Below are 25,616 nucleotides of genomic sequence, written 5' to 3'. Positions count from 1 at the left end.
CCCGGCGGGGGGGTCGGGCCGCGGGGGGGCGCCGCCCCCCCCCCCCCCCCCGCCCCCCCCCCGGGGGCGGCCCCCCCCCCCCCCCGGGCCCCCCCCCCCCCCCCCCGCGACCGTTTGCGGGTGGTCGCGGTGGCCCGCGGGACCCGGTCGGTACCGCGCGGTTGCCCTGGCGGGTTACGATCACGCGTTTCGCACCCCATCCTGGAGCTGACTGATGTCCCAGCCACCGGCCAACCCCTTCGGGCCGCCGCCGCACGACTCCCCCGTCCCGCCGCAGCAACCGGGCCAGCCGGCAGCGCCGTACCAGCCGGGCCAGCCGTACCAGCCAGGCCAGCCAGGCCAGCCAGGCCAGCCGTACCAGCCCGGCCCGCCGCAGCCCGGTTGGCCGCAGCAGCAGGGCTTTCCGCCGCCGCAGCCGGGGCAGCCCTACGGGGGTCCGCACCTGGCCGGCCCGCCGCCGAAGAAGTCGAACGTCGGCAAGATCCTCCTGATCGTGCTGGCCGTCGTGCTCGTGCTCTGCCTCGGTGGCGCGGCGATCACCTGGTTCGCGCTCAAGGACGAGTTCGGTGACGTCGTCGACGCCACCAAGACCCGGGTCGTCGCGCCGGCCACCCTCGCCGGTCGGGCCAAGAACACCGACCCGCAGTTGCAGACGGTCGCCGACCAGATGGTCACCCAGATGAAGACCGACGTGCAGAACGAGACCAGCACCGTCGGCGCGTTCTACGGCGATCCGACCAAGCAGGACCTCGTCCTGATCGCCGCGGTGTCCGGCGTCATGGCCGACCCGAAGAAGGAGCTGGACGAGGCGGTGACCGGGCTCTCCAGCGAGCTGTCGGTGACCAACATGGCGGCGGTCGAGGCGGGGCCGCTGGGTGGCGACGCGCGCTGCGGCGACGGCAAGGCCGAGAGCGTGCCGCTCGGCGTCTGCATCTGGGCCGACCGGGGCAGTGTGGGCCTGGTGGTCATGTACTTCAAGACCGCCGAAGAGGCCAAGGCGGAGTTCGTCGGCGTCCGGGGTCAGATCGAGCAGCGATCCTGAAGGAACGCACGACCGGGCCCCGACCACCCGAGGGTGGCCGGGGCCCCGCCGTACCGCCGTCAGACCACCGGGAAGTACGCGTCGAGCTTGCCGCGTAGGTGAGCCGGGCAGATCGTCGATCAAGTGGATGTCCATTACGGACCTTTAGCGTCTGTCGCGTCATTGATGCCTGCATGAGTATTGGAGTACGAGAGTGGGCTCAACCATCATCCGACGCGGTGTCGCCGCGGCGGCGGGCGTCCTGCTCGCGTCCGCGCTGCTGCCGATCAACGCGCAGGCCGCGTCCCCCGACGCCAGGGTCGCCGAGGCGGCGAACTCGCTGCGGGCGAGTCTCGGCGCGGAGGGCATCGTCGAGATCGACCGCGACACCGCGACGCTGCGGCGGCTGGCCCGGCTCGACGGCTACCTGACCGGGCCGAGCGCTGCCACTCCCGAGCGGATCGCCCGCGAGTATCTGGCGGCCCATCGCCCGGTCGTCGGCCTGACCGTCGCCGAGATCGCCGCCCTGCGGCTGCGCAAGGACTACGTCGACATCGAAGGCACCCACCACCTGAGCTTCGTGCAGCGCGTGAACGGGGTCGACGTCGTCGGCAACGGCCTCAAGGCGCACGTCACCAGGGACGGCCGGCTGATCGCGGTCGACGGCGTGCCGCTGGCCGGGCTGCCCGCCACGCTCGGCGCCGCGCGCGTGGACGCCGTCGCCGCCCACCGAGCCGCCGTACGCACGGTGTCGGGCGCGACGGCCGCGGCCGTGCGCTCCCGGACGACGTCGTCCGCGACCTTCTCCGACGGCGGTCGCGCCCGCCAGGTCGTCTTCAACACGAAGGCCGGCCCGAGACTGGCCTGGGAGGTGATCGACATGGACGGGGGCTACCTGAGCGTGGTGGACGCGGCCGACGGCAGCGTTCTCTTCCAGCGGAGCATGGTCGCCAACCACCACGCGACGACGTGGCAGAACTACCCGGGCGCCCCGGTCGGCGGAAGCCAGCGCACGGTCGACCTGAACCGGTGGCTGCCGCCGAACGCGACCCGGCTGGAGGGCAACGTCGGGCACGTCTACTCCGACGTGAACGCCGACAACGTGGCGCAGGCGTCGGAAGAGGTCGCGCCGAACGCCGCGAGCAGCTTCGATTTCCCGTTCACCAACTTCTCCGACCAGGTCGGTGCCCCGTGTTCGGCGCAACGGCAGTGCTCGTGGAATCCGGCGGTGCCGTACTCCTGGCAGACCAACCGCGAGCAGAACGCCGCGCAGCTCTTCTCCTTCCTCGGCACCTGGCACGACCACCTCGCGGCCGCACCGATCGGCTTCACCCGGGCGGCCGGCAACTTCGAGGCCGTCGACGGCGACGCGGTGGTCGCCGAGGCGATGGACGGCGCGGACACCGCCAACGGTCTGCCGGACAGCGACCACGACAACAACGCCAACATGACCACCCCGCCGGACGGCATGGCGCCACGCATGCAGATGTACCTGTTCGTCAAGTCGGCAAGCGTTCTCGCCGGTAACTCGGGAGACACCGCGGACATCCTCTACCACGAGTACACCCACGGACTGTCCGACCGGCTGGTGGTCGACGCCAACGGCAACTCGACCCTGATCAGCGCCCAGGCGCAGGCGATGTACGAGGCGTGGAGCGACTGGTACGGCCTGGACTACCTGGTCGACAGCGGTCTCGAGCAGGACGACGCCGTCGACGGTGACGTCCGCGAGGGCGACTACATCCTCGGCGGTCGTTCGGTGCGGAGCGAGGCGATGGACTGCCCGGTGCACAGCACCGAGCCGGTGTGTGCCGGCAACCCCGCCGCGGGCACGGGCGGCTACACCTACGGCGACTACGGCAGGATCCGCAATTCGTCGACCGTGCCGGGGACCACCGAGCCGGAGATCCACGCCGACGGTGAGATCTGGGCTCAGACGCTCTGGGACCTGCGTGCCGCGATCGGCAGCCGCCTGGCCCGCTCGCTGATCACCCGGGCGATGGAGCTGTCGCCGTCGGATCCGTCGTACCTGGACATGCGCGACGCGATCCTGCTGGCCGACCGGGTGGTTAACCACGGTCGCGGGCAGCGGGAGATCTGGCGGGTCTTCGCCGCGCGTGGCATGGGCGTGCACGCGAGTACGGACGGCGCCGGCGACACCACCCCGACCGAGGACTTCTCGGTGCCCCGGCGCTGACGCGCCGGCATGGCTACGGCGGGACGCCGCGACGGCGGCGTCCCGCCGTACGACACTAGGCCGACGGCGTCTCGCCCGCCGGCCCCGCCGGTGTCGCCGCCCGCTCGGCGGCGCTGCGCAGCACGCAGAACTCGTTGCCCTCCGGGTCGGCGAGCACCACCCAGCCGGCGCCGTCCGGCCTGGTCTGATCGTTGACGAGGGTCGCGCCGATGCCGAGCAGCCGCCGGACCTCCTCGTCCCGGGTCCGGTCGGCGGGCTCCAGGTCCAGGTGCAGCCGGTTCTTCACCGCCTTGCCCTCGGGCACGGCGAGGAACAGCACCTCCGGGCCGCCCGGCGGCAGCAGCATCGCCTCCGGGTCGCCGGGGAAGTCGTCCGGCTGCATCGGGCAGTCGAAGACCTTCGACCAGAAGCCGGCCAGGGCGTACGTGTCGGCACAGTCGATGCTGATGTTGTGGATCGTCGAACTCACAGTGGTCCTCCACGAGGGTGTCGTCGCGCAATCGTCGCTCAGCCGCTGATGGCCACCGGGCCGGGTACCGCCGGGGCGTCCACCGCCGGCAGCGTGACGGTCACCTCCAGGCCACCACCGGGCTGGGCGACCACCCGGACCGTTCCGCCGTGCGCCTGACAGACCGCGCGGACGATGGACAGCCCCAGGCCCGAGCCGCGCGCGCCGGTCCGCTCCCGGCCACCGCGCCGGAACGGCTCGAACAGCCCCGGCACGTCGGCCTGGTCCACCTCGAAACCGGTGTTGCCCACCACGAGCCACGAGCGGTCGCCGTCGGTGCCCGTCCGTACCCACAGCCGGCCGTGCAGGTGGTTGTAGCGGACGGCGTTCTCGATCAGGTTGCCGGCCAATCGGTCCAGCAGCCCCGGGTCGCCGACCACCGGGGCGGACTCCAGTGACGTCTGCACCCGCAGGCCGATCCGGTCGACCTCGCGGCGCATCGCGGACAGCGCGTTGGCGGTGCCCGCGGCCAGGTCGCACTCGCTGCGCCGGCCCAGCCGACCCCCGGCCTGGGCCTCGCTGCGGGCCAGCACCAGCAGCGCGTCCACCAGGCTGTTCGCGCGCTCCGAGGCGTCCCGCACCACCGTCGCCATCCGGCGGTACTCGGCGGCGTCCGCGTCGTCGTCGCTGAGCGTCACGTCGATCTCGGTCCGCATGACGGCGAGCGGGGTACGCAGCTCGTGTGAGGCGTTCGCCACGAAACGCCTCTGCGCCTCGAACGCGGACGCGATCCGGTCCAACATCGCGTCGAACGTCTTCGCCAGCTCGGCCACCTCGTCGTCCGCGCCCGAGTACCCGATGCGCTGGTTCAGGGTCGCCTCACCGAGCCGCTGGGCGGTCGCGGTGACCTGGTGCAGGGGTCGCAGCGCCCGGCCGGCCACCGCGTACGCGCCGGCGACCCCCACCACACTGATCGCCAACAGCGCGACCAGGCCCTTGGCCAGCAACTCCCCGGAGGCGGAGTCGACAAGCTCGCGCTGCCACTGGACGGCGTCCATCTTGCTGCCGTCGGAGAGCAGCACGATCGTGCCGGGCACCAGTTCATCGGTGGGCCGCAGCGCGTCGCGGACCAGCAGCCAGGCCAGCAGCACGAGGATCACGCCCGCGCCGACCAGCAGTACGCCGTTGAGCAGCGTCAACCGCAGCCGCAGGGTGGGCCGCAGCCGTCCCGGCCGGCTCACGGCAGCACCTCGGCCGTGCGGTAGCCCGCCCCCACCACCGTCTCGATCAACGGCGGATCGCCGAGCTTCTTCCGCAGGGTCATGACGGTCACCCGGACGATGGTGGTGAACGGGTCGGTGTTGGCGTCCCAGACCCGCTCCAGCAACTCCTCGCTGGACACCACCGCGCCGCGGGCCTTGAGCAGCTCGCTGAGCACGCCGAACTCCTTGTTCGTCAGGTCCATCGGCACACCGGCGCGGGTGGCGACCCGGCGGGCCGGGTCGAGCACCAGGTCGGCCAGTTCGAGCACCGGTGGCGCGGCCGGGGTGGCCCGCCGACCCAGCGCCTGCACGCGGGCGACCAGCTCGTCGAACGCGAACGGCTTGGGCAGGTAGTCGTCCGCGCCGAGTTGCAGCCCCTCCACCCGGTCGGCCACCGTGCCACTCGCCGTCAGCATGAGTACCCGGGTCAGCGCCCCGGAGGCGGCGAGGTCGGCGCAGATCTGGTCGCCGTGCACGCCGGGCAGGTCGCGGTCGAGCACCACCACGTCGTACCGGGTGACGAACGCCGCCTCGTGGCCGGCGTCACCGTCGTACGCCACGTCGACCGCCATGCCCCGCTTGCGCAACCCGCGCGCGATCGCGTCGGCGAGGTTGCGTTCGTCCTCGACCACCAGTACCCGCATCCCGGCCTCCTCGCTGCTGACCACCGACAACCTAGTGCCGGCGGGCAACCATCCTCCCTCGCCGACGCGTCGTGCCCGCCGCTGGTCAGGTCGGCAGTCGCCACAGCCCGATGTCGCCGTCCCGACGGCGACAGAGCAGCAGGCCGGTAGCGGCGCGGCAGTCCCCGGCGGCGTCCCGCAGCACGTCCAGCATGCGCACCGTGCCGCCTCGAACGTCCAACTCGGCGACGAGCAGACCGCCGTCGGGGTGTGGGCGTACCCCGATCAGCGGGCCGTCGGCGTCGTACTGGGCGATCTCCCAGCGGCCCAGCTTCGCCAGCACCCGACCGGTCGGCGGATCGAGCACGACGAGATCCTGCGCCCCCGGCCCGGCGCTGCTCTGCGTGGTCGCCAGTAACCGGCCGGCCTGCGGCCAGACCCACGCCCAGCGGTCGTCCTCCCACCGTGGCTCACCGGTTGCGGCGTCGATCGCCCGCCTTCCGCCGGCGGCGTTCTCGTTCTCCAGGCAGACGACGACGCCGCAGTCGGACACGAACGTCGCTCCGGCTGCGGAGATCCGCCAACGCTGGTCCAGATGGTCCAGTCCGTAGGCCGTGATGACGGACGGGGAGCCGTCGATGGTGACCAGCAGGTCGTCCACCACCCGCAGGACGCGGGGCGTTGCGCCCGGGGCCGAGGGCAGGTCGGCGCGGGTCAGCACCGCTCCGGTGGCCGTATCGCGGACCTAGACCTGTCCGCCCCCGCGCAGGACCACCAACCGGTCCACTCCGCGCGCGCCGTCGCGCAGGGTGAGGTCAAGGCCCGCCGCGACGGGCTCCTGCCAGCGCACGGTGCCGCAGCACGCGTCGACGGCACGCAGGGCGCCCGCGGTCTCGTTCTCGCCCGACCACAGCAGGATCGCGCCGTCGGGCAGGACGGCGGGCCTGCCCGGTTGCTGCCAGCGGTACGCGCCGGTCCGGGGGTCCAGCGCGATCGTGAGCGTTCCGGCGCCGTCCTGGCCGGTCTCGTACCCGATGGCCAGCAGCGTCTCGCCGGACCGGGCGACTCCCCAGTACCGGCCCTCGGCCGGCAGCGACGTACGCCAGACGGGCTCGCCGTCCGGCAGTCGGGTGGCGGTCAGCGTCCGCTGCCGCGTCTCCCCGGTCGGCTCGACGAGGAAGACGACGTCGTCGAAGACGACCGCGTCGGCGCCGGCGGTGGCCGGCAGCGTCACCCCCACGCGCCGCGGATACGGCGTGGACGCGGCGAGGCCGACGAGCACCAGCAGCGCGACGAGCGCGGTGCGGGCCGGACGCCCCCGGCTCGACGGTGGGCGGGGCAGCCGATCGGGGTCCGATCCGTCCCGCAGCTCCCCGAGGTCGATCACCGCATCGCTCACCGGGTCAACCTCCAGAGTCCCGTCGAGCCGTCGAGCCGTCGACAGAGCAGGACGGGCCGCGCCGCCTGACACCCGCCCGCCACCTCCGGCAGGACGTCCAGGATCCGCGTCCGGCCGGCGGTGAGGTCCAGCTCGGCCACGACGAGCCGACCGTCGGCCGTCGGGCGTACGCCGAGCAGCTCGTCCTCCTTGCGTACCTGGTTCACGAGCTGCCACCGGCCCAACTCGGCGCGTTCCCGCCCGGTCCGCGCGTCGCGCACCGCGTACTGCTGCTCGGACGTGGCCACCAGCAGCCTGTCCCGCCGGACGTCCACCAGCATGTCCGGCCCCGGGTCCGACCAGCGGACGGCGCCGGTGGCGGGTTCGATGGTCTGGATGCCGCCGGTCTGCTGGACCGCGCACAGCAGATCCGCGCACGGTACCGCCCAGGCCACCAGCGGCACCGGTGATGTCCAGACCCGCTCCATCGCAGGCAGCCGGAAGGCGACCAGCTCGGTGCTGCCGGGTGGTACGAGCAGCACCAGATCATCCACGACCTGCACCCGCTGGAACGCCGAGCGATCACCGGGCAACGTGTCGACGCTGTGTCGCAGGGCTCCGGTGTGGGCGTCGTACACCTGCACCTCACCGGTCGGCTGGACGAACACGATCTGGTCGACCTGCCCGCCTCGCCGGTGGAATTCGGTGCCACCGAACGGAACCGGCACCGACCACAGGAGCCGGCCGGTGTCGGGCGTCACCCGACTCACCGTCCCCAGCGCGTCGCCCGTGTCGTTGGCGAGGAGCATGCCCCCGTCGGTCGCCCGCTGGGCGATCCCCGGGTGACGCCAGCGCTGCTGACCTGTCCGCGCGTCGAAGGCGGTGGTCTCCAACACACCGCTGGCGACGCTGACACCCACCGCCAGCAGCATTCCGCGTTGGATCCACACGGTCACGTAGTCACCGCTGCGCTCCAGCGCCGCGCGCCACCGACGCCGTACGCCGTCCCCGCCCGCGGGCCCGGGCTGGTCGTAGACGCTCAGGTACCGGTCCCCGGTGGGCGTGGACGCGTCGACCACCGCGACGCCGTCCTCGGTGAGGTACGCCGAGGCGCCCGGCGCGGTCGGCACCGACGTGACGGCACGGTGCCGGACCGGTGTCGCGCCAGCGACGGTGACCAGGGCAACCAGCAGCACGGCCACGGTACGCACGGGTCGGCCGGCGGCGCGCGGCGGGCGGACCGGCGGCAGCGACGGAGGCTCGTCCCGGATCTCGCCCAGCTCGATGATCGACAAGGACCGTCCCTCCATCGCCGGCGCAACCGACCGGGTGCGGCCCGGCAAACCGGCCGTGGGCGTACCGGCCCGGCAAAAGCGACGCATCCTCGCCTGTACGATGGCGCGTCGTGGCTGTGCCGGTGGTAGACCCCTCGCTGAATTCCGTGACCGACCCCACGTCGGCCGAGGTCGAGCCGACACGGCGACCTCGACGTCGCCCGGCCCGGGCCGACCTGTTGGCCCTCGGAGCCTATGTGGTGCTGGGCGTCTTCGTCTGCCTCAACTACTGGGGGGACGTGACCGGTCGGGTCTCGTCGCACCTGCCCACCGACCACAGTTGGTTCGAGTGGCTGTTCGCGCACGGCGCGTACTCGGTGCGGCACCTGGAGAACCCGCTGTTCACGGCCCGGCAGAACGCCCCGGACGGGGTGAACATGATGGCCAACACCTCGCTGCTCGGAGTGACGCTGCCGCTGGCCCCGCTCACCATGCTGCTCGGCCCGCAGGTGATGTACGCCCTCTACCTGGGCGGGGCCCTGGCCGCCACCGCCGGCACCGCGTACTGGATGCTCTCGCGGCACCTGGTGCGCTCGCGGGCGGCGGCCTTCGTGGGCGGGGCCTTCCTCGGTTTCGCGCCGGGCATCATCCACCACGCCAACGGCCAACCCAACTTCGTCTCCAACTTCCTGCTCCCGCTGATCGTGGTGCGGGTGCTGCGCCTCGGCGAGCCGGGGCGGTGGCGGCGCAACGGGTTGGCGCTCGGCGCGCTGGTGGCGTACCAGATCTTCATCAACGAGGAGATGCTGCTCCTCACCGCGCTGGCCTGCCTCGTCGTCGTGCTGGCGTACGCGGTACAGCGGCCCCGGGCCACCCGTGCCATGGCCGGGACCTTCCTGGCCGGAATGGGGGTGGCCGGTGGGCTGGCCCTGACGCTCACGGCGTACCCGATCTGGTTCCAGTTCGACGGTCCCCAGTCCTACCGGGGCCTGCAGGGTGGCGTCTTCCACAACTGGGGCGAGGACCTGGTCGCCTTCGTGACCTTCGCCCGGGACACCTGGGCGGGTGACCCGGAGGTGGAGAAGACGATCGGGCTGACCGAGCAGAACACCTGGTTCGGCTGGCCGCTGGTGCTGCTCTCGCTGGTGGCGCTGGTGCTGCTCGTCCGCCGCTCGCTCGCCGCCCGGGTCGTCGCGGTGCTCGTCGTGGTGTTCACCGTGGCCTCGATCGGGCCGTGGGTGCGCTTCGACGGGGTGGAGACCGACATCCCCGGCCCGTGGTCGTACGTGTCGGACGAGCTGCCGCTGGTCGAGATGATGATGCCGACCCGGCTGGCCCTGGTGGTCGCCGCCGCTTTGGGCGTACTCCTGGCGCTGTTCTGCGACGCGGCGGCCCGGCAGGCCCGCGCGGGCCTCGCGCCGGCCCCGCGCGCCGGGGAGCCGGCCGCCGCGCCGGTCGCGCCGCGCCGACGGTGGCTGCGACCCCTGGGGTACGCGGCGGTCGCCGTCGCCCTGCTGCCGCTGTTCCCCCGGCCGCTGCCCGCGCAGCAGATCGACCCGCCGCCGCACTTCATCACCGCGGGCGGCTGGCGACCGTACGTCCCGGCCGGCCGGACCCTCGTGCCGGTGCCGATCCCGAGCAACGTGCACGGTCTGCCGACGCTGCGCTGGAGTGCCCTGACCGAGCAGGAGTTCCCCATTCCGGGCGGCTACTTCATCGGCCCGAACGAGCTGGGCGAAGGTGTCTTCGGCGCGCCGAACCGACCGACCAGCAGCCTCATCTACTCCACCATGGACAAGGATGTCGTCCCGGTCCTCACCGACGAGAACCGGCGGCAGGCCGTCGAGGACCTGCGGTTCTGGCGGGCGTCGGTGGTGGTGCTCGGCGCCCACCCGCGCGAGGCGGTGCTGCGCGAGCTGGTCACCGCGCTGCTCGGGCCGCCGCAGCGGGTCGACGACGTCTGGGTCTGGGACGTCCGCGCCCTGGTGGGCTGATCAACCGACGAGGGGCCGCACGTCCCACATCCAACCGCCGTCGACCGGGCGGCCCGCGCCGAGCAGGTCGTCGACCGTCCGCCGGACGGCGTCGCCGTTGGGCAGCCGGCCGAGTACCACGACCGCCGCCCGCCAGTGCCGCAGATCCTCGACGGCCCGGCGGCGGTCGGCCGCGCTCAGCACCGGTGTCAGGCCGGTCTCGGCGACCCGGCGCAGCAGCACGGCGGTGGGCCGGTCCGGGGCGCCCCAGCGGGCCGCCGGGTCGTCCGGCCCGCTCGGCCCGATGAAGTACCCGCCCGGGGCGTCGAACGACAGCCCGGTACGCGCCGACCAGAGCATGACCGGGCTCAGCGCGGCGCCGGTGACCGGAGGCATGCCCACCACGGTCCGCCCGGGCGGCACCAGCGTTCGCCATCCGCCCTCGGCGACGAAGGCCGGCACCGGCGGGACCGGAACGACCCGGATCGGTGTCGGCGTCAACGGCAGCAACGCGGCGGCCACCGCCGACGCCCACACCAGTCGTACCGGCAGGCCCGGCACGGCCGTCCGGCGGGCCCCGGCGACGCGGTCCACGAAGAGCGCCACCAGGACGCCGAGCACCGGCACGCAGACCAGCGCGAACCGGGCCGGCACCGCGAGGTCGAGCAGCGGCAGCCCGGCGACGAGCCGGTACGGACCCGGGATCCCGGTGGCGCTGCCGTCCACCCGCAGGTCGGTGCCGAGCGACAGCAGGGCGAAGACCACACCGCAGCCGGCCAGGGCGCGGACCAGCGGTCGTCGCCACAGCCAGAGCACGACCACGACGGCGAGGACCAGCAGCCCGGGGCCGAAGAACGAGTTCTCCTCCGTCGGGTTCGGTGAGAGCAGACCAGGCAGCCAGTCGTCCCCGAGCACGGTCTGCCGGGCCGAGGCGGTGAACGACGCCGCGTCGAGCTGGAAGCTGTGCGCGGCGAAGGCCATCCCGGTGTAGTGCTGCGGGCCGTGGAACTGGAACCACAGTGGGTACGCCAGCAGCACCGCGCCGACCACCGCCGCCACCGCGAGCCGGCCGAGGAGAGCCGGCGCGAGACGACGGGCCGCGGCCCGATCGGCCAGGGCGTAGCCCAGCACGAACACCCCGGCGGCGAGCGCCAGGAAGACCAGCACCTCCTCGCCGATGAAGACCTGCCAGACGAGCAGCAGCCCGAGGCCGACACCGGGCCGCCACACCGCCGACCGGCCGGTGCCCGCCCAGAACACCAGGGCGAGGATCGCCGGCAGCAGGAACTGGGCGGCCACGTGCAGGTGCGCGGAGGCCTGGGCGACCATGCCGGGGGCGAATCCACAGACCAGCCCGCCGAGCGCCGCCGCGGAACGGGCGGAGACGAGCCGACGGCGCAGCAGCGCGTACCAGGCCGTGGCGGTGCCGGCGAGGCAGCCGACCACCGCCACACAGAACGCCACCTGCGAGCCGAACAGCAGCGTGACCGGGGCCAGCGGAACGCCCAGGCCGAGCACCGACGTGTTCGCCATGAGGTTGACGCCGTACGGCGCGTTCAGGGCGGCGCTGAAGAGCGGGTTCTCCCCCGCGACCACGGCGTGCGCCGCGTGGGCCAGCATCCATTCGAAGAGCACCTGGTCACCGGCCTGGTGGAAGAGCCGCTGAGGATGACCCCACTGCCGGCTGGTCAACACCACGGCCAGCGCCAGGTAGCCCGCGACCACCAGCGCGTCCGGCAGCCATGCCGCTCCTGGCGGGCGCACGGTCGGGAATTCGGCCCGCGTCGTCGACGGCGCCGTTCCCGTGGTCATCAGACCGAGCGGTCGGTCAGCGTCCGGACATCCCACACCCAGACGTCCAACTCCTGGCGACCCGGGCCGACCAGCTCCTCGACGGTACGCCGCAACGGCTCGGCATTCTGCTGACGGACCGGAAGCACGAGGATCGCCGCCCGCCAGTGCCGCAGCTCGTCCGTGAAGCGCCGACGCTGCCGGTCGTCCAGTTTGGAGGTACGACCGGTGGTCGCCACCTCCTCCAGCAGTTGGCCCACTCCGCTGGGTCGTCCGCCGAACCGGCCGGGGTCACCGGTGTTGCCGTTGCGGGGGGCGAGGAAGTAGCCACCCGGGATCTTGAAGTCGAGGTTGGTGGCCGCCGCCCAGCGCATGCCGTGCGTGTTGCCCATGCTGGGCACCGGGATCGGCACGAGTGTCTGGTCGGGACCGACGTACGCCCGCCACCGGTCGGCGGTGATGAACTCCGGCACCGGGGGCCGGGAGACCATCCGCAGCGGCATCGGAGCGATCGGCAGCAGCGCGAACGCCAGGCCGGCGGCGGTGAGCGTCCGGACGGTACGTCGGTCGGCCGGCCGCAGCGCCCAGGCCCGCTCGACGGCGATCGCGAGCAGCAGGCCGATGACCACCGTGGTGATCAGACCGAACCGGGTCGGCACCACCGCGTCCAGCAGGGGCAGGTGCACCAGCAGCTCCCACGGCCCGGTGATCAGGTCCCGGTCCCACCAGGAGATCTGCTCACCGAGCGAGAGCAGGGCGAAGAACGCGCCGGTCGCGGCGAGCGCCCGGACGAGCATCTCCCGACGCAGCCAGACCACGACGCCGACGGCGAGCATCGACAGGCTCCAGCCGAAGAAGGCGTTCTCCTCCGAGTAGTTCGGCGCCAGGTTGACGTTGGCCCGCTGGTTGCCGCCGAGGGTGGCCGAGCCGGGGGCGAAGAAGGCGGCGATGTCGTTGCCGTAGTCCTGCACCGCGTCGCTCAGCCCGTGGTACGCCATCGGCCCGACGAACTGCACGTACAGGGGGTACGCCAGCAGTGCCCCGGCCAGCAGCGCGCAGGCGGCGAGACCGGCGGCCAGCGGTCGCCACGCCGCCCGCCAGCGGGCCGGCTCCTGGACCACCACCGCGATCAGGAAGATCCCGCAGGCCAGCGCCGTGAAGAGCAGGATCTCCTCGTTGATGAACGCCTGCGCGGTGACGAGCAGGGCCAGCAGGGCGCCGTCGAGGACCGGCCGGCGCGAACGGGTCAACACCAGGACCCGCCAGACGATGAACGGCAGTAGGAACTGGCTGATGATGTTCGGGTGCCAACTCGCGTGCGAGAGCATCGCCGGGGAGAAGCCGCAGAACCAGCCACCGACGGCCGCTGCGAGCGGCGTACGCACGATGTGGCGGCGGAGCACGAGATACCAGGCCATGGCGGTGCCGGCGAGGCCGAGCGTCACCAGCACCACGAAGGACACCGCCGGACCGAACAGCAGGGTCACCGGCACCATCGGGATGCCCAGTGCCAGCACCGCCGTGTTGGCCATCAGGTTGACGCCGTCGGGGTAGTTGAACTGCTCGGTGTAGAACGGGTACTCACCGTGCAGCACCACCCGTACCGAGTGGGCGAGGAAGAACTGCACCTGAGCCGGGTCACCGGTGTAGAGCGACGCCACCCGGCCGGCCGGGTCCAGCCAGATCCGGCTGGTCACCCAGAGGGCGGCGAGCAGGAACAGCGCGCCGACCGCCAGGTGCTGCCGTCGTCGGGTCCAGCGGACCCAACGGCTCCGCCTCGGCCCGGACGCCGGGACCGTCCCGTCCGGCGCGGTGATCTCCGACACGGTCGTGTCCGGAGCAGCCTCGTGCGGCTCGGTCTGGTCCGGCGCGGCCTCCTCCGGGGCGACCCGGGACGGGACGGCCTCCCGCGGCGACGTCGGGACCGGCACGGTCGTCTCGGGCACGGTGGAGGTCGGGGCGGTGTCGACACGGTCGGCCGGAGCGACGGAGTCGCCGGGCGCCCCGACGGACCTGGCCCGGGAAGCGAGGGCGCGGGACTCGGCAGGCGTCACAGTCGGCGGAGTCTACCCGAGTGGCGAAAAGGCACTAAAGCCCCGGTGATGTCCATTGTGGCGGACGAGGAACCGGGCAGCGGCGGCGTCGCATCGGACATCTCGTACTATGGCGCTTTCCGACAGCGACGGCGAGGCGATCGGGGGCGGATCAGGTGACTCCGGGCCGCCGGCACGGCAGGACGCTCGCCGCCCTGGTGACGGCGTTGTTGGTCAGCACCGCATGCGGTCCCGTCGCGGACCGCGCGCCTCGTGACCTGCGGGTGGGGTACGACAGCCTCGACGGCACGCTGGCCGTGTGGCCGCCCCGTGGCGATCTGTCCGGCGACGCCGCGGCGACGACGGCGGTCACCGAGGCGGTACGCGACTGGCGGTCACCGGACGACGACCGGGCGCACCTGCCGTCGTCCGGCATCCTGTTCTCCGGACGCGTCGACGGGGCCCCGGTGGCTCTGGTCGCGGCCGACGTGCCGGGCGAGAGCGCGTCCTGGCTGCTGCAACTCACCGGAGACGGCGGCCGGTACGCGATCAGCCGCGCCACCGAGTACACCGACCCCGGCTACCTGGTCTACTCCGACGTGCTGCCGGTCCAGACGACCGGCGGCCGGCGCTACCTGGTCTCGGCCCGGGTGCAGCAGTTGCTCGGGCCGCAGGGGCGGGCGTTGGCCGTCACCGACGGCCTCAGCGCGCCGGTCGACGTGCCGGCCTGCACGGCGGTCGGCGTGACGGCGACCCTGCGCGCCACCGAGTCACTGCCCCGGGGGCGGGCCGCCGACCGGCTGCTCGACCTGGGCACCGGCACGACCGACCCGCGTTATCCGCTGGTACGGGACGAGTCCGGCGCGGGGCGGCGGGCGCTCACCGGCCTGGACACCTGTGTGCTGGCCGGCGAACGGGGGCCCTTCGGCAGCATCCCGCGCCGGATCGGCGACCGGGACGCCCCGAAGTCGGTGCCGACGTCCTGGCCGATGGCGAAGCTCTCGGTCCGCTCGCTCGGCGAGGTGGCGCTCGGCGGCGGCGAGCCGGCCGAGTTGCAGCAGCTCAGCTGGGACACCGACGCCGGCACGATGACCGCTGTCGTCTACCGACCGGCGGACGGGAGCGCACCGGTCGTGTCGCCGGCCGACCGGGCCACTCCGTTGCAGACGTACCAGCTTCCGGTCCCCAACCAACCGCTGCTGGTGCTCAGTTGGCGGGCCACCCGGGACAGTTCGCTCTCCGTGCCGCCGGGCACCCCGCTGCTGGTGGAACGCCCCGGCCTGGTGGTCGTGCCGGAACCGTCCCGCACCCAGACCTACAGCCTCGCCAACACCGACAAAACCCACTACCGCTCAGTAAGCCCCCGCCGCTAACAGCCCCACCCCGGACCCCGCCCCGCCCCGCCCCGCCCCGCCCCGCCCCGCCCCGCCCCGCCCCGGCGATCTTGCACTTTCTGTTGCGACAAACGGCGCGAAAATACACGTTACGACAACCGAAAGTGCAAGATCGGCGCGCGGCGAGAGGGTGGGAGGCCGCGCGGGAGCGCGAGGGCGGGGGCGTGGACGCGCGGCGGCGGGCGCCCCGGGGAGGGGCGCCCGCCGTCGTGTGGAGCCGGGGCTAGTTCTGGGCTGCCGTCTTGCTGGTGGGGGTCAGGTGGTCCGGGGTGGCGTCCAGGCGGGAGATCCAGCCGGTGACGTCCCGGGCCACGTCCTGCGCGGTCAGGCCGAGGTCGGCGAGGATCTGCGCGCGGGTGCCGTGCGGGTGCCAGTCGGCCGGTACGCCCAGGTCCTTGAGCGGCACCCGGACGTCGGCGTCGCGCATCGCCTGGCCGATAGCGTCGCCGACACCGCCGACGCGGACGCCGTCCTCGATGCTGACCACGAGCCGGTGACGGGCGGCCATGTCGACCAGCTCGGCCGGGACGGGGCGCACCCAGCGAGGGTCGACGACGGTGACGCCGTAGCCGTGCTCGGCGACCCGGGCGGCGACCTCCATGCCCATCTGGCCGAAGGAGCCGACAGCGACGAGCAGCACGTCGGTACGCGCCGACTCGGCCAGCACGTCGACGGTGCCGACCCGGCGCAGCGCCGGAAGGTCCGCCGCGACCGCGCCGGTCGGGAAGCGCAGGACGGTCGGGCCGTCGTCGGTGGCGACCGCCTCGCGCAGCTCCTCGCGGAGGGTGGCGGCGTCGCGGGGAGCGGCGATCCGCAGACCGGGCACCACACCGAAGACCGACATGTCCCAGATGCCGTAGTGGCTGGGGCCGTCCGGGCCGGTGATGCCCGCCCGGTCCAGCACGAAGGTCACCGGCAGCTTGTGCATCGCCACGTCCAGCAGGACCTGGTCGAAGGCGCGATTGAGGAACGTGGCGTAGACGGCGACCACCGGGTGCAGGCCACCGAGCGCCAGGCCGGCCGCCGAGGTGGCGGCGTGCTGCTCGGCGATGCCCACGTCGTACACCCGCTCGGGGTACTTGCGGGCCAGCTTGGCGATGCCGGTCGGCTCGGCCATGGCGGCGGTGATGCCCACCACGTCGGGCCGATCGTCGGCGATGGCCAGCAGCTCGTCGGAGAAGACGTGGGTCCACTTCACCGAGGGGGCGGCCAGCAGCGTGCCGGTCTCCACGTCGAAGGCGCTGCTGGGGCCGTGCAGGCAGTCCGCCTCGTCCTCCTCGGCCGGACGGTAGCCGTACCCCTTGCGGGTCACGGCGTGCACGATCACCGGGCCACCGAAGTTCTTCGCCGCGCGCAGGGCCGACTCGACGGCCGCCACGTCGTGCCCGTCCACCGGGCCGACGTACTTGATGCCCAGGTCCTCGAACATGGCCTGCGGGGCGACCGCGTCCTTGATGCCCTTCTTGACCGCGTGCAGCACCTCGTACATCGGCTTGCCGACCAACGGGGTGGAGCCGAGGGCGTCCTTGACCGTGTCGAGGACCTTCTCGTAGCCCGGGTTGAGTCGCAGCGAGGAGAGGTGGTCGGCCAGCCCGCCGATGGTGGGCGAGTAGGACCGGCCGTTGTCGTTGACCACGATGACCAGCGAGTTGCCGGCGGTGGCGATGTTGTTCAGCGCCTCCCAGCACATACCGCCGGTGAGCGCGCCGTCGCCGACCACGGCCACGACGCTGCGCTGCTCACCCCGCAGGGCGTACGCCTTGGCCAGGCCGTCCGCGTAGGAGAGCGCGGTGGAGGCGTGCGAGTTCTCGATGAGGTCGTGCTCGCTCTCGGCCTGGCTGGGGTAGCCGGAGAGGCCACCGCGCTGGCGGAGCTTGTCGAAGCCGGCCTGACGCCCGGTGAGGATCTTGTGCACGTACGCCTGGTGGCCCGTGTCGAACAGGAGCCGGTCCCGGGGGGAGTCGAAGACGCGGTGCATGGCCAGCGTCAGCTCGACCACGCCGAGGTTGGGCCCGACGTGCCCGCCGGTGCGGGAGACCTTGGCGATCAGGAAGTCCCGGATCTCGGCGGCGAGCACATCCAGCTCCTCGCCGGACATCCGCTTGACGTCCTGCGGACCGCGGACCGTCTCCAGCAGCCGACCGTGGTTGGCCGTGTCCTCTTCAACGCTCATGACCGGAGAGTCTATCGGCCGCCCGGTACTCCGCAGCCTGGCCCGAGCCGCCTGCCCCGGAGCAGCCGGCTGAGCACCTGGTCAGGCCGGCGGCAGCAGCAGTCCGACGCACTCGACGTGCTGGGTCATCGGGAACAGGTCGAAGCCGCGCAGCGCCGTCAACCGCCAGCCCAGCTCGGCGAAGGTGCGGACGTCCCGGGCGAAGGCCGCCGGGTCACACGCCACGTACGCGACCGCCCGTGGACCGGCGGCGGCCAGGGCGCGCACCACCGGGGCGCCGGCGCCGGAGCGCGGCGGGTCGAGCACCACCACGTCGACCGGTCCGGTGATCCGTCGGCGGGCCAGCGCGGTCTCCACCCGGGCCGACACGACCTCGACGCGGGGCAGGTCGGCCAGGTTCTCCCGGGCGGCGGCGACACCCTGCGCGGAGGCCTCCACCAGCGTCACCCGACCGGACGCGCCGACGCGGGCGGCCAGCCCGGCGGCGAACAGCCCGGCGCCCCCGTAGAGGTCCCAGGCCACCTCGCCCGGCCGTGGGTCCAGGAGCTCCAGCACGGCCGTGTTCAGCGTGTCGGCCGCCGCCGGGTGCACCTGCCAGAAGGCGGACGCGGGCAGCGCCCAGTCCCGCCCGGCGGCCACCTCACGGACCTCGGTGGGCCCGCTCACCGGCGTGACGACCCCGTCGCGGATCTCGGCGACGCTCACGTCCCCACCGCCGCTGGCGACGGTCTCCACCGCTTCCGCCGCCGGCCAGCGCGCGCCGGTCGGACCGAGCACCGCGAGCTGCTGGATGGCCGGGTGGGCGATGCGGCAACGGTCGATCGGCACGACCTCGTGCGAGCGGTGTTTGAGCAGGCCCGCCCGGTCGGCGGCGTCGACCGCGTAGCGGACCCGGGTACGCCAGCCGAGCAGCCCGCCCGGCAGCGCCTCGACCCGGACGCCGAGCTGGTCCAGCTCGACGTCGGTGAGCCCGCCGAGACGGGCCAACTGCTCGCGCACCACGGCGGTCTTCCAGGCCAGCTGCGCGGCCGGGGCGACGTGTTGCAGGTCGCACCCGCCGCAGGCGCCCGGCCTCGCGTACGGGCAGGGCGGCTCCACCCGGTCCGGCGAGGGGTCCAGCACGGTCACGGCGTCGGCCCGGACGAACCCCCGGTGCACCTCGGTGACCTCGGCGATCACCCGTTCGCCGGGCAGCGCGTGGCGGACGAACACCACCTGCCCGTCCACCCGGGCGACACAGTGCCCGCCGGGGGCCACCGCGTCGACGGTCAGTTCGACCCGCTCCGCTTCGCCCAGGCCCCGCTCGGCCGTCGAAGCCGAGGCCGATGCCGAGGCCGCAGTCGCACCCGCGGTCGTACGCTCAGTCACGGCTGTCTCCCGGCGTCTCGCCGCCGGCCGGGGCGGTCTCGCCGGGCGACGGCGCGGCCACCGCCGCCGGCACGGTGCCCCGGGGTCCGCGCGCCGGCGTGTTGGAGAGCGTGGCGTCGAGCCGGTCCAGGTTCTTGCTGGCGGTCGAGGCGAGCTGCCACGGCACGCTGACCACCATGACCCCCGGTTCGAAGAGCAGCCGGCCCTTGAGGCGCAGCGCGCTCTGGTTGTGCAGCAGATTCTCCCACCAGCGCCCCACCACGTACTCGGGGATGAAGACGGTGACCACGTCGCGCGGCGACGTACGGCGGGTGGAGGCGACGAAGTCCAGGATCGGCCGGGTGATCTCCCGGTACGGCGAGTCGACGACGGTGAGCGGGATCGCCATCTCCCGCCGTTCCCAGTCGGCCTGGAGGTCGCGGGTGTCCTTCTCGTCCACGTTGACGGTCACCGCGGTCAACGTGTCCGGGCGGGTGGCCCGGGCGTACGCGATGGCCCGCAGCGTCGGCTGGTGCAGCTTGCTGACCAGCACGATCGCGTGGTTGCGGGCGGGCAGCACACCGCGGCTCTCGTCCGGCGGGGTCAGCTCGGCGGCGACCCGGTCGTAGTGCCGGCGGATGGCCAGCATCAGCGCGTAGATCACCGCCATCGCGGCGATCGCGATCCACGCGCCGAGCAGGAACTTGGTGATCAGGACGATCACCAGCACCGTGCCGGTCAGGCCCATGCCGAACGTGTTGATGGCCCGGGAGCGGTGCATCCGCTTGCGGGCCTCGGGGTCCCGCTCGGTGCGCAGCCGCCGGTTCCAGTGCCGGATCATGCCGGCCTGGGAGACGGTGAACGAGACGAACACCCCGACGATGTAGAGCTGGATGAGCCGGGTCACCTCGGCCTGGAAACCGACGATCAGGACGATCGCGAAGAGGGCGAGGAACGTGATGCCGTTGGAGAAGGCCAGCCGGTCGCCCCGGGTGTGGAACTGACGGGGCAGGTAGCGGTCCTGGGCGAGGATCGAGCCGAGCACCGGAAAGCCGTTGAAGGCGGTGTTCGCGGCCAGGAAGAGGATGAGCGCGGTCATCCCGGCCACCACGTAGAGCAGGAACGAGCCGGAGCCGAAGACCGTCTCGCCGAGTTGGGTGGTGACCGTCTTCTGCACGTACCCCTCGGGGCCCGAGACGATCTGCAGGGCCGGGTCCTCGACGAACTGCAAGTGGGTCAGCCGGGCCAGCCAGATGATCCCGACGAGCAGGCTCACCGCGATCACGCCCAGCAGCAGCAGAGTGGTGGCGGCGTTGCGGCTCTTCGGCGCCTTGAACGCGGGAACGCCGTTGGAGATCGCCTCGACGCCGGTGAGCGCGGCAGCGCCCGAGCTGAACGTCCGCAGCAGCAGGAAGATCAGCGCGAAGCCGGTCACGCTGTGCTCGGCCTGGATGACCAGGTCGGCGCTGGGCGCGCGGAGATCGTCGCCCAGGACGAAGACGCGGAACAGCCCGGTGAGCAGCATTCCGCCCATCACGATCACGAAGCCGTAGGTGGGGATGGCGAAGGCGGTACCCGACTCGCGCAGCCCGCGCAGGTTGACGGCGGTCAGCAGGACCACCGCGAGGACCGCGATCATGACCTTGTGGGTGGCCACGAACGGGACCACCGAGCCGAGGTTGGCCACGCCGGAGGAGACGGACACGGCCACCGTGAGCACGTAGTCGACCAGTAGGGCGCTGGCCACCCCGATGCCGAACTTGGGGCCGAGGTTGACCGTGGCCACCTCGTAGTCCCCGCCACCGGAGGGGTAGGCGTGCACGTTCTGCCGGTAGCTGGCCACCACCGTGAGCATCACCACGACGACCGCTAGGGCGATCCACGGGGAGAACAGGAACGCCGACGCCCCGGCGATCGACAGGGTCAGCAGGATCTCGTCAGGCGCGTACGCGACGCTGGACAGCGCGTCGGAGGCGAACACGGGCAGCGCGATGCGCTTCGGCAGGAGGGTGTGCTGCAGGCGGTCGGACCGGAACGGTCGACCGAGGAGCAGGCGCTTCAGCAGCGAGGTGGGACTGGCCACGAACGCCAAGAGTACGACCACCACGGTGCGAACGCGGGGGTGGGCGATCATCGCCGCGCACGGCGGCGGGGTACGGTCGGTCCCCGCTCTCGACCCGGACGTGGCAGGCTCGCACTCGAAGGCCACCGGCAGCGGGAACGGTACGCACCTTGGGAGGGACAGCGTGCACGTCGTGATCATGGGATGTGGGCGGGTCGGATCGACCCTCGCCCACAGCCTGGAGTCCCGGGGACACTCGGTGGCGGTGATCGATCAGGACGCCGACGCCTTCCGCCGGCTCGGCCCCGACTTCGCCGGCATCACGGTGACCGGGGCGGGCTTCGACGGTGAGGTGCTGCGCCAGGCCGGCATCGAGCGGGCGGACGCCTTCGCGGCGGTCTCCAGCGGCGACAACTCCAACATCATCTCGGCGCGCCTGGCCCGCGAGACGTTCGGCGTGTCCCGGGTCGCGGCCCGGATCTACGACCAGCGCCGGGCGCAGGTGTACGAGCGCCTCGGCATCCCCACCGTGGCGACGGTGCGCTGGACGGCCGACCGGATGCTGCGGCACCTCGTGCCCGAGGGCAACGTGGAGATCTTCCGCGACCCGACCAGCACCGTGTCGATCGTCGAGGTCCCGGTGCACCGGGAGTGGATCGGTCACCCGGTGCACGTGCTGGAGCGGGCCTCGGGTGCGCGGGTGGCCTACCTGATCCGCTTCGGCATCGGCACGCTGCCCACCGCGTCCACCCTCGTACAGGAGGGTGACCAGGTGTTCATGCTGGTCAGCGACGACATCGTGGCCACGGTCACGGCGGTGGCGGCGACGCCGCCGGAAGGAGGGCACTGAGCCATGCGGATCGCCATCGCCGGCGCCGGCAACGTGGGCCGTTCGATCGCCCAGGAGCTGATCGAGAACGGCCACCAGGTGATGCTGATCGAGCGTCAACCGAAGATGCTCCGACCGGACCGGGTGCCGGCCGCCGAGTGGGTGCTCGCCGACGCGTGCGAGGTGGCCAGCCTGGAGGAGGCGAACGTCGCCGGCTGTGACGTGGTGGTCGCCGCCACCGGCGACGACAAGACCAACCTGGTGCTGTCGCTGCTGGCCAAGACCGAGTTCGCGGTGCCCCGCGTGGTCGCCCGGGTCAACCGGGCGGAGAACGAGTGGCTCTTCACCGAGCAGTGGGGCGTCGACGTCGCGGTGAGCAAGCCCCGGGTGATGGCCGCCCTGGTCGAGGAGGCGGTCACCGTCGGCGACCTGGTCCGGCTCATGACCTTCCGGCAGGGCGAGGCCAACCTGGTCGAGATCACCCTGCCGCCGACCGCCCCGTACGTCGGTCAGCCCCTGCACGCGGTGCCGCTGCCCCGTGACTCCGCCCTGGTGGCGATCCTGCGCGGCAAGCGTGTCCTGGTGCCCAGCCCGGACGATCCCATCGAGGCCGGCGACGAGTTGATCTTCGTTTGTACGGCCGAGGTGGAGGACGACGTGCGCGCGGTCATCCTCGGCCCGGACAGCGTCGAGCGGACCCGCGGCTCACGCTGAGCCGGCCCCGGTGTTGTTGGCTCTGCTCAGGCGCCGGGCAGCGGGGTGGGCTGCGGCTCCCGGGTGACCCGGCGCACCGTCCAGACGGTGATGAGCAGCAACAGCGCGTACGGCGGATAGCCCAGGGCCAACCGGGCCACGCCCAGCGCGGTGTCCTGATGGGCCAGGTAGAGCCCGGCCTGCACGCCCACCTTGGCGAGCCACACCACGCCCCAGAGCACGGTCAGCCGGGTGAAGGTGCTCACCAGCTTCGGGTCGGTCCGCCATTCGGAGCGGCCCTTGGCGACCAGCACCGACCAGATCCAACCGACGAGGGGCTGTCGGACGGCCGCCGAGATCAGCAGGGCGATGCCGTAGCCGATGCCGTAGAGGATGCCGGGCAGGTAGAAGTCGCGCTCGTCGCCGGTGCGCCACGCGATGGCGGCGCCGATGCCGACGCCGAACAGACCGTTGACCGCGTGTCGGATCGGCCGGCGCTGGGCCAGCCGCAACCCGGCGATCAGCAGCGCGACGGCCACCGAGGCGATCACAGCGGGCCGCAGGTCACCGATGATGTTGGCGACCACGAAGACGACAACCGGGATGCTCGACTCGACCAGCCCACGCCAGCCGCCGAGCTGGTCGGCCATCTGCTCGGCGATCGTCGGCAGCGCCTCGTCGTCCTCCGCAGGAGTCTCCGGTTGTGCCGCCCGGTCCTGTCCCGTCGTCATGACCGGCCTTCCGTCCGCGGCGCCGTCACTTCGGCGAGTCCAGCTCGTAGTACGGGTTGTAGATGACCTTGCGGTCGTCGCGCATCGCCACCCGGCCACGAGCGGTCAGGTGCCGCCCCGGCTCGATCCCGGAGATGTGCCGCCGGCCCAGCCAGACCAGGGTGACGACGTCGCTGCCGTCGTACAGGTCGGCCTCCAGCGTGGGCAGGTTGGTGCGCGGCGTGTAGACGACGGTGCGCAGCCGACCCGCGACCGAGACCAGTTGGCCCCGGGAGCACTGCTGGGCCAGGACGCCACCGCACTCGGCGCTCTCCTGCCGCAACTCCTGCGCGTCGATCTCGGCCTCGCTGGCGGTGAACCGTTGCAGGATGCGCCGCAGCGACACCTTGCTCTCGTCGGTCGTCATGACCTCCGCGTCACCCTCTCCACGCTCGCCGGGACCGGCCCGGCTCCGGCGACGCCGGAACCGTCCCGCCAGCGTACGCCGACAGGGCCGGTTCCGGCGGGCCGGGACGCGGTCGTTCAGACCTGGCGGGACTCGCTGGACGCGTCCTCGGCCTGGTCGGCCATCTCGCGCGGCAGTCGCAGCGGCAGCGGCTCACGGACCGGCTTCGCCTCCTGGCCACGGTCGACCACCAGGCCTTCCAGGCACTCGGTGAGCGGGCCCGAACTGGTCGGGTCGGTGGCCGCCGGACCCTGGAAGACGCCGCGCACCATCCAGCGCGGCCCGTCGACGCCGACGAACCGCAGGTTGGTCGGGCCGTCCGGGGTCCGTACCTGCGCGTGCAACTCCGTGCCGTACTCGCCGTCGACCTCCTGCGCGGAGGCGCCGTCCCGCAGCAGCGACTGCCGGATCTCCTCGCGCACCTCGTCCCAGATCCCCTCGGACCGGGGGGCCGCGAAGACGCCGAGTTGCAACGCGTTGTCCCCGTGCACAAGCACGACCTGCTGGATCACGCCCTGCGGGTCGGCCTGCACCCGCACCTCCACCTCGGCGACCGCCGGAATGTGCAGGCTGCCCAGGTCGAGTCGCTGCACCTCGTCGTCGACCTCGGAGATGTCGTACGGCCCGCGCACCAGCGCCGGCGCCGCGCCGCCCTCGTCGAGGACCTCGGTGGCCCGCTCGTCGCGGGTGTGCCGCCCGGCATCGGCCCGCTTTCGGGAGAAGATCACTGCGCCCACCCTCCGCTGTTCACGATCACCCTGCCACTTCTTCCGTCTGCCCGCCGGCCGGCGACGGCACGAGCTGAGCGTGCCCACCGGTCGAACCGTGCCCACCGGTCCCACGCGCGGACCCGGGCAGCTCGGCCACCGGCTCGAACCGCGCCCGCGCCACCCGCTGGATCACGAGCTGGGCGATCCGGTCCCCGCGAGAGATCTTCGCGGGCGTGTCCCGATCATGGTTGATCAGGTTGACCATGATCTCACCCCGGTAGCCGGCGTCGACCGTACCGGGCGCGTTGAGCACGGTCACGCCGAGCCTGGCCGCCAGGCCGGACCGGGGATGGACCAGGCCCACGTAGCCGTCCGGCAGGGCGACGGCCACGCCGGTGGGCACCAGGGCCCGGCCACCGGGCGGCAGCTCCACGTCCGCGGCGGCCACCAGGTCGGCCCCGGCATCGCCGGGATGGGCGTACGTGGGCATCGGCAGCTCGGCATCGAGCAGCCGTACGGGCACGGGTACGACGTCGGTCACGGGTCCCCTCTTCGGTCCGGTTGTCTCCGGTGACCCTGCCATCCTGCCGGTTGGCCGGCCCGTCGTGCGCCGTACCCTCGCAGGAGTGAGCATGTCGCCCTCCCCGTCCGCCGATCGGCCAGGGGTTCCGGCCCGCCCGGCGTACGCCGAACGGCTGGACCTGCCCTGGTGGCTGTGGCTGATCAGCCTGGTGGCCGCCGGACTGCTGGCGGTCGAGATCTGGATGGGTGGCTCCGGCGCCCGCGCCTGGCTGCCCTTCGCCGTGCTGCTGCCGGTCACGGCCGTCGGGCTGTGGTGGCTGGGCCGGATCGGGGTGGCGGTCGTCGACGGTGAGCTGCGGGTGGACGACGCCCGGCTGCCGGCACGCTTCGTGGCCGACGTGGTCCCGTTGGACGCCTCCGGCCGTCGTGAGGTGCTGGGTGTGGGCGCCGACCCGCTCGCCTTCGTGGTGCAGCGGCCGTGGATCAACGGCGCCGTGCAGGTGGTGCTCGACGACCCGGCCGACCCGACCCCGTTCTGGGTGGTGAGCAGCAGGCGTCCGGTCGAGTTGGCCGAGGCGCTGCTGGCCGCGCGGGACACCGCCAGGCCCGCCGACTCCACGCCGGCCGACGCCAGGCCCGCCGACGCCGCGCCCACCGACGCCAGGCCCGCCGACTCCACGGCCGGCGAGCCGGGCTGAACGCCGCCCCAG

Annotated in this window: 22 protein-coding genes; 7 read left to right on the top strand and 15 right to left on the bottom strand. The window is 72.9% G+C overall.

Translation table 11 applies throughout. The annotated features are described in order from the left end of the window. Nucleotides 1–214 precede the first annotated feature (214 nt). On the top strand, nucleotides 215–1,042 hold the full coding sequence (locus ACIA3K_RS19155) for a hypothetical protein (protein WP_396802572.1): 828 nt from the start codon (nucleotides 215–217) through the stop codon (nucleotides 1,040–1,042). 193 nt (nucleotides 1,043–1,235) lie between these two features. Then, nucleotides 1,236–3,218, top strand: a complete 1,983-nt coding sequence (locus ACIA3K_RS19150; RefSeq protein ID WP_396802571.1) for a M36 family metallopeptidase — start codon at nucleotides 1,236–1,238, stop codon at nucleotides 3,216–3,218. 55 nt (nucleotides 3,219–3,273) lie between these two features. Here ACIA3K_RS19150 and ACIA3K_RS19145 read toward each other — a convergent pair whose 3' ends face one another. The 6 genes from ACIA3K_RS19145 to ACIA3K_RS19120 all read right to left on the bottom strand — a co-directional run bounded on the left by ACIA3K_RS19145 (nucleotide 3,274) and on the right by ACIA3K_RS19120 (nucleotide 8,224). Continuing rightward, complete coding sequence (locus tag ACIA3K_RS19145) at nucleotides 3,274–3,687, bottom strand: VOC family protein (RefSeq protein WP_396802569.1); 414 nt, start codon at nucleotides 3,685–3,687, stop codon at nucleotides 3,274–3,276. A gap of 38 nt (nucleotides 3,688–3,725) precedes the next feature. After that, nucleotides 3,726–4,907, bottom strand: a complete 1,182-nt coding sequence (locus ACIA3K_RS19140) for a sensor histidine kinase (protein WP_396802567.1) — start codon at nucleotides 4,905–4,907, stop codon at nucleotides 3,726–3,728. After that, nucleotides 4,904–5,572 carry a response regulator transcription factor gene (locus ACIA3K_RS19135; RefSeq protein ID WP_396802942.1) on the bottom strand — a complete coding sequence of 223 codons (669 nt, stop codon included), beginning with the start codon at nucleotides 5,570–5,572 and terminating at the stop codon, nucleotides 4,904–4,906. Before ACIA3K_RS19135 ends, ACIA3K_RS19140 begins: the two co-directional genes overlap by 4 nt. Nucleotides 5,573–5,657: 85 nt before the next feature. After that, complete coding sequence (locus ACIA3K_RS19130; RefSeq protein WP_396802565.1) at nucleotides 5,658–6,272, bottom strand: hypothetical protein; 615 nt, start codon at nucleotides 6,270–6,272, stop codon at nucleotides 5,658–5,660. Between the two features lie 24 nt (nucleotides 6,273–6,296). Next, on the bottom strand, nucleotides 6,297–6,950 hold the full coding sequence (locus ACIA3K_RS19125) for a hypothetical protein (protein WP_396802563.1): 654 nt from the start codon (nucleotides 6,948–6,950) through the stop codon (nucleotides 6,297–6,299). After that, a complete protein-coding gene (locus ACIA3K_RS19120; protein ID WP_396802561.1) occupies nucleotides 6,947–8,224 on the bottom strand; it encodes a PQQ-binding-like beta-propeller repeat protein in 1,278 nt (425 codons plus the stop codon). Before ACIA3K_RS19120 ends, ACIA3K_RS19125 begins: the two co-directional genes overlap by 4 nt. Nucleotides 8,225–8,370: 146 nt before the next feature. On the opposite strand from ACIA3K_RS19120, the gene ACIA3K_RS19115 reads away from it, so the two are divergent. Continuing rightward, entirely contained in the window at nucleotides 8,371–10,197 is a 1,827-nt protein-coding gene (locus ACIA3K_RS19115; protein WP_396802559.1) for a hypothetical protein, read from the top strand. Here ACIA3K_RS19115 and ACIA3K_RS19110 read toward each other — a convergent pair whose 3' ends face one another. Beyond that, nucleotides 10,198–11,988 (bottom strand): hypothetical protein, encoded by a 1,791-nt coding sequence (locus ACIA3K_RS19110; protein WP_396802557.1) that lies wholly within the window; start codon nucleotides 11,986–11,988, stop codon nucleotides 10,198–10,200. Further along, a complete protein-coding gene (locus ACIA3K_RS19105; protein WP_396802940.1) occupies nucleotides 11,988–13,793 on the bottom strand; it encodes a hypothetical protein in 1,806 nt (601 codons plus the stop codon). Before ACIA3K_RS19105 ends, ACIA3K_RS19110 begins: the two co-directional genes overlap by 1 nt. A 383-nt stretch (nucleotides 13,794–14,176) precedes the next feature. On the opposite strand from ACIA3K_RS19105, the gene ACIA3K_RS19100 reads away from it, so the two are divergent. Continuing rightward, nucleotides 14,177–15,373, top strand: coding sequence for a hypothetical protein (locus ACIA3K_RS19100; RefSeq protein WP_396802555.1), 1,197 nt, complete (start codon nucleotides 14,177–14,179; stop codon nucleotides 15,371–15,373). A 244-nt stretch (nucleotides 15,374–15,617) separates the two neighbouring features. On the opposite strand, the gene dxs is transcribed toward ACIA3K_RS19100, so the two are convergent. From dxs to ACIA3K_RS19085, 3 genes are all read right to left on the bottom strand, one after another. Continuing rightward, nucleotides 15,618–17,567: a 1-deoxy-D-xylulose-5-phosphate synthase gene (dxs, locus tag ACIA3K_RS19095; protein ID WP_396802553.1), complete on the bottom strand. Its 1,950-nt coding sequence runs from the start codon at nucleotides 17,565–17,567 to the stop codon at nucleotides 15,618–15,620. Between the two features lie 81 nt (nucleotides 17,568–17,648). Then, the gene (locus ACIA3K_RS19090) at nucleotides 17,649–18,863 is read right to left on the bottom strand and encodes a class I SAM-dependent RNA methyltransferase (RefSeq protein WP_396802939.1); all 1,215 of its coding nucleotides are present in this window, start codon (nucleotides 18,861–18,863) and stop codon (nucleotides 17,649–17,651) included. Nucleotides 18,864–18,927: 64 nt separating this feature from the next. Continuing rightward, nucleotides 18,928–20,997, bottom strand: a complete 2,070-nt coding sequence (locus ACIA3K_RS19085) for an APC family permease (protein ID WP_396802551.1) — start codon at nucleotides 20,995–20,997, stop codon at nucleotides 18,928–18,930. 163 nt (nucleotides 20,998–21,160) lie between these two features. Between ACIA3K_RS19085 and ACIA3K_RS19080 the strand changes: the two genes are divergently transcribed. Together ACIA3K_RS19080 and ACIA3K_RS19075 are read left to right on the top strand one after the other, a co-directional pair. Further along, nucleotides 21,161–21,826: a potassium channel family protein gene (locus tag ACIA3K_RS19080; protein ID WP_396802938.1), complete on the top strand. Its 666-nt coding sequence runs from the start codon at nucleotides 21,161–21,163 to the stop codon at nucleotides 21,824–21,826. Between the two features lie 3 nt (nucleotides 21,827–21,829). Then, nucleotides 21,830–22,519: a TrkA family potassium uptake protein gene (locus tag ACIA3K_RS19075; RefSeq protein ID WP_355053285.1), complete on the top strand. Its 690-nt coding sequence runs from the start codon at nucleotides 21,830–21,832 to the stop codon at nucleotides 22,517–22,519. 26 nt (nucleotides 22,520–22,545) lie between these two features. Here the strand turns inward: ACIA3K_RS19075 and ACIA3K_RS19070 are convergent, their stop codons facing one another. From ACIA3K_RS19070 to dut, 4 genes are all read right to left on the bottom strand, one after another. After that, on the bottom strand, nucleotides 22,546–23,229 hold the full coding sequence (locus ACIA3K_RS19070) for a DUF3159 domain-containing protein (protein ID WP_396802550.1): 684 nt from the start codon (nucleotides 23,227–23,229) through the stop codon (nucleotides 22,546–22,548). A 25-nt stretch (nucleotides 23,230–23,254) separates the two neighbouring features. Next, nucleotides 23,255–23,635: an OB-fold nucleic acid binding domain-containing protein gene (locus tag ACIA3K_RS19065; RefSeq protein ID WP_357122730.1), complete on the bottom strand. Its 381-nt coding sequence runs from the start codon at nucleotides 23,633–23,635 to the stop codon at nucleotides 23,255–23,257. Nucleotides 23,636–23,751: 116 nt separating this feature from the next. Next, nucleotides 23,752–24,402, bottom strand: a complete 651-nt coding sequence (locus ACIA3K_RS19060; protein ID WP_396802548.1) for a DUF3710 domain-containing protein — start codon at nucleotides 24,400–24,402, stop codon at nucleotides 23,752–23,754. A 25-nt stretch (nucleotides 24,403–24,427) separates the two neighbouring features. Next, a complete protein-coding gene (gene dut, locus ACIA3K_RS19055; RefSeq protein ID WP_355053281.1) occupies nucleotides 24,428–24,925 on the bottom strand; it encodes a dUTP diphosphatase in 498 nt (165 codons plus the stop codon). Nucleotides 24,926–25,016: 91 nt separating this feature from the next. On the opposite strand from dut, the gene ACIA3K_RS19050 reads away from it, so the two are divergent. Beyond that, nucleotides 25,017–25,604 (top strand): DUF3093 domain-containing protein, encoded by a 588-nt coding sequence (locus ACIA3K_RS19050; RefSeq protein WP_396802546.1) that lies wholly within the window; start codon nucleotides 25,017–25,019, stop codon nucleotides 25,602–25,604. Nucleotides 25,605–25,616: the final 12 nt, after the last annotated feature.

Source organism: Micromonospora sp. NPDC051543, from assembly GCF_044454415.1.
In the GTDB taxonomy this organism is placed as follows: domain Bacteria; phylum Actinomycetota; class Actinomycetes; order Mycobacteriales; family Micromonosporaceae; genus Micromonospora.
Note: the sequence above shows the minus strand (reverse complement) of the source record. Positions and strands in the feature narration are given on the sequence as shown.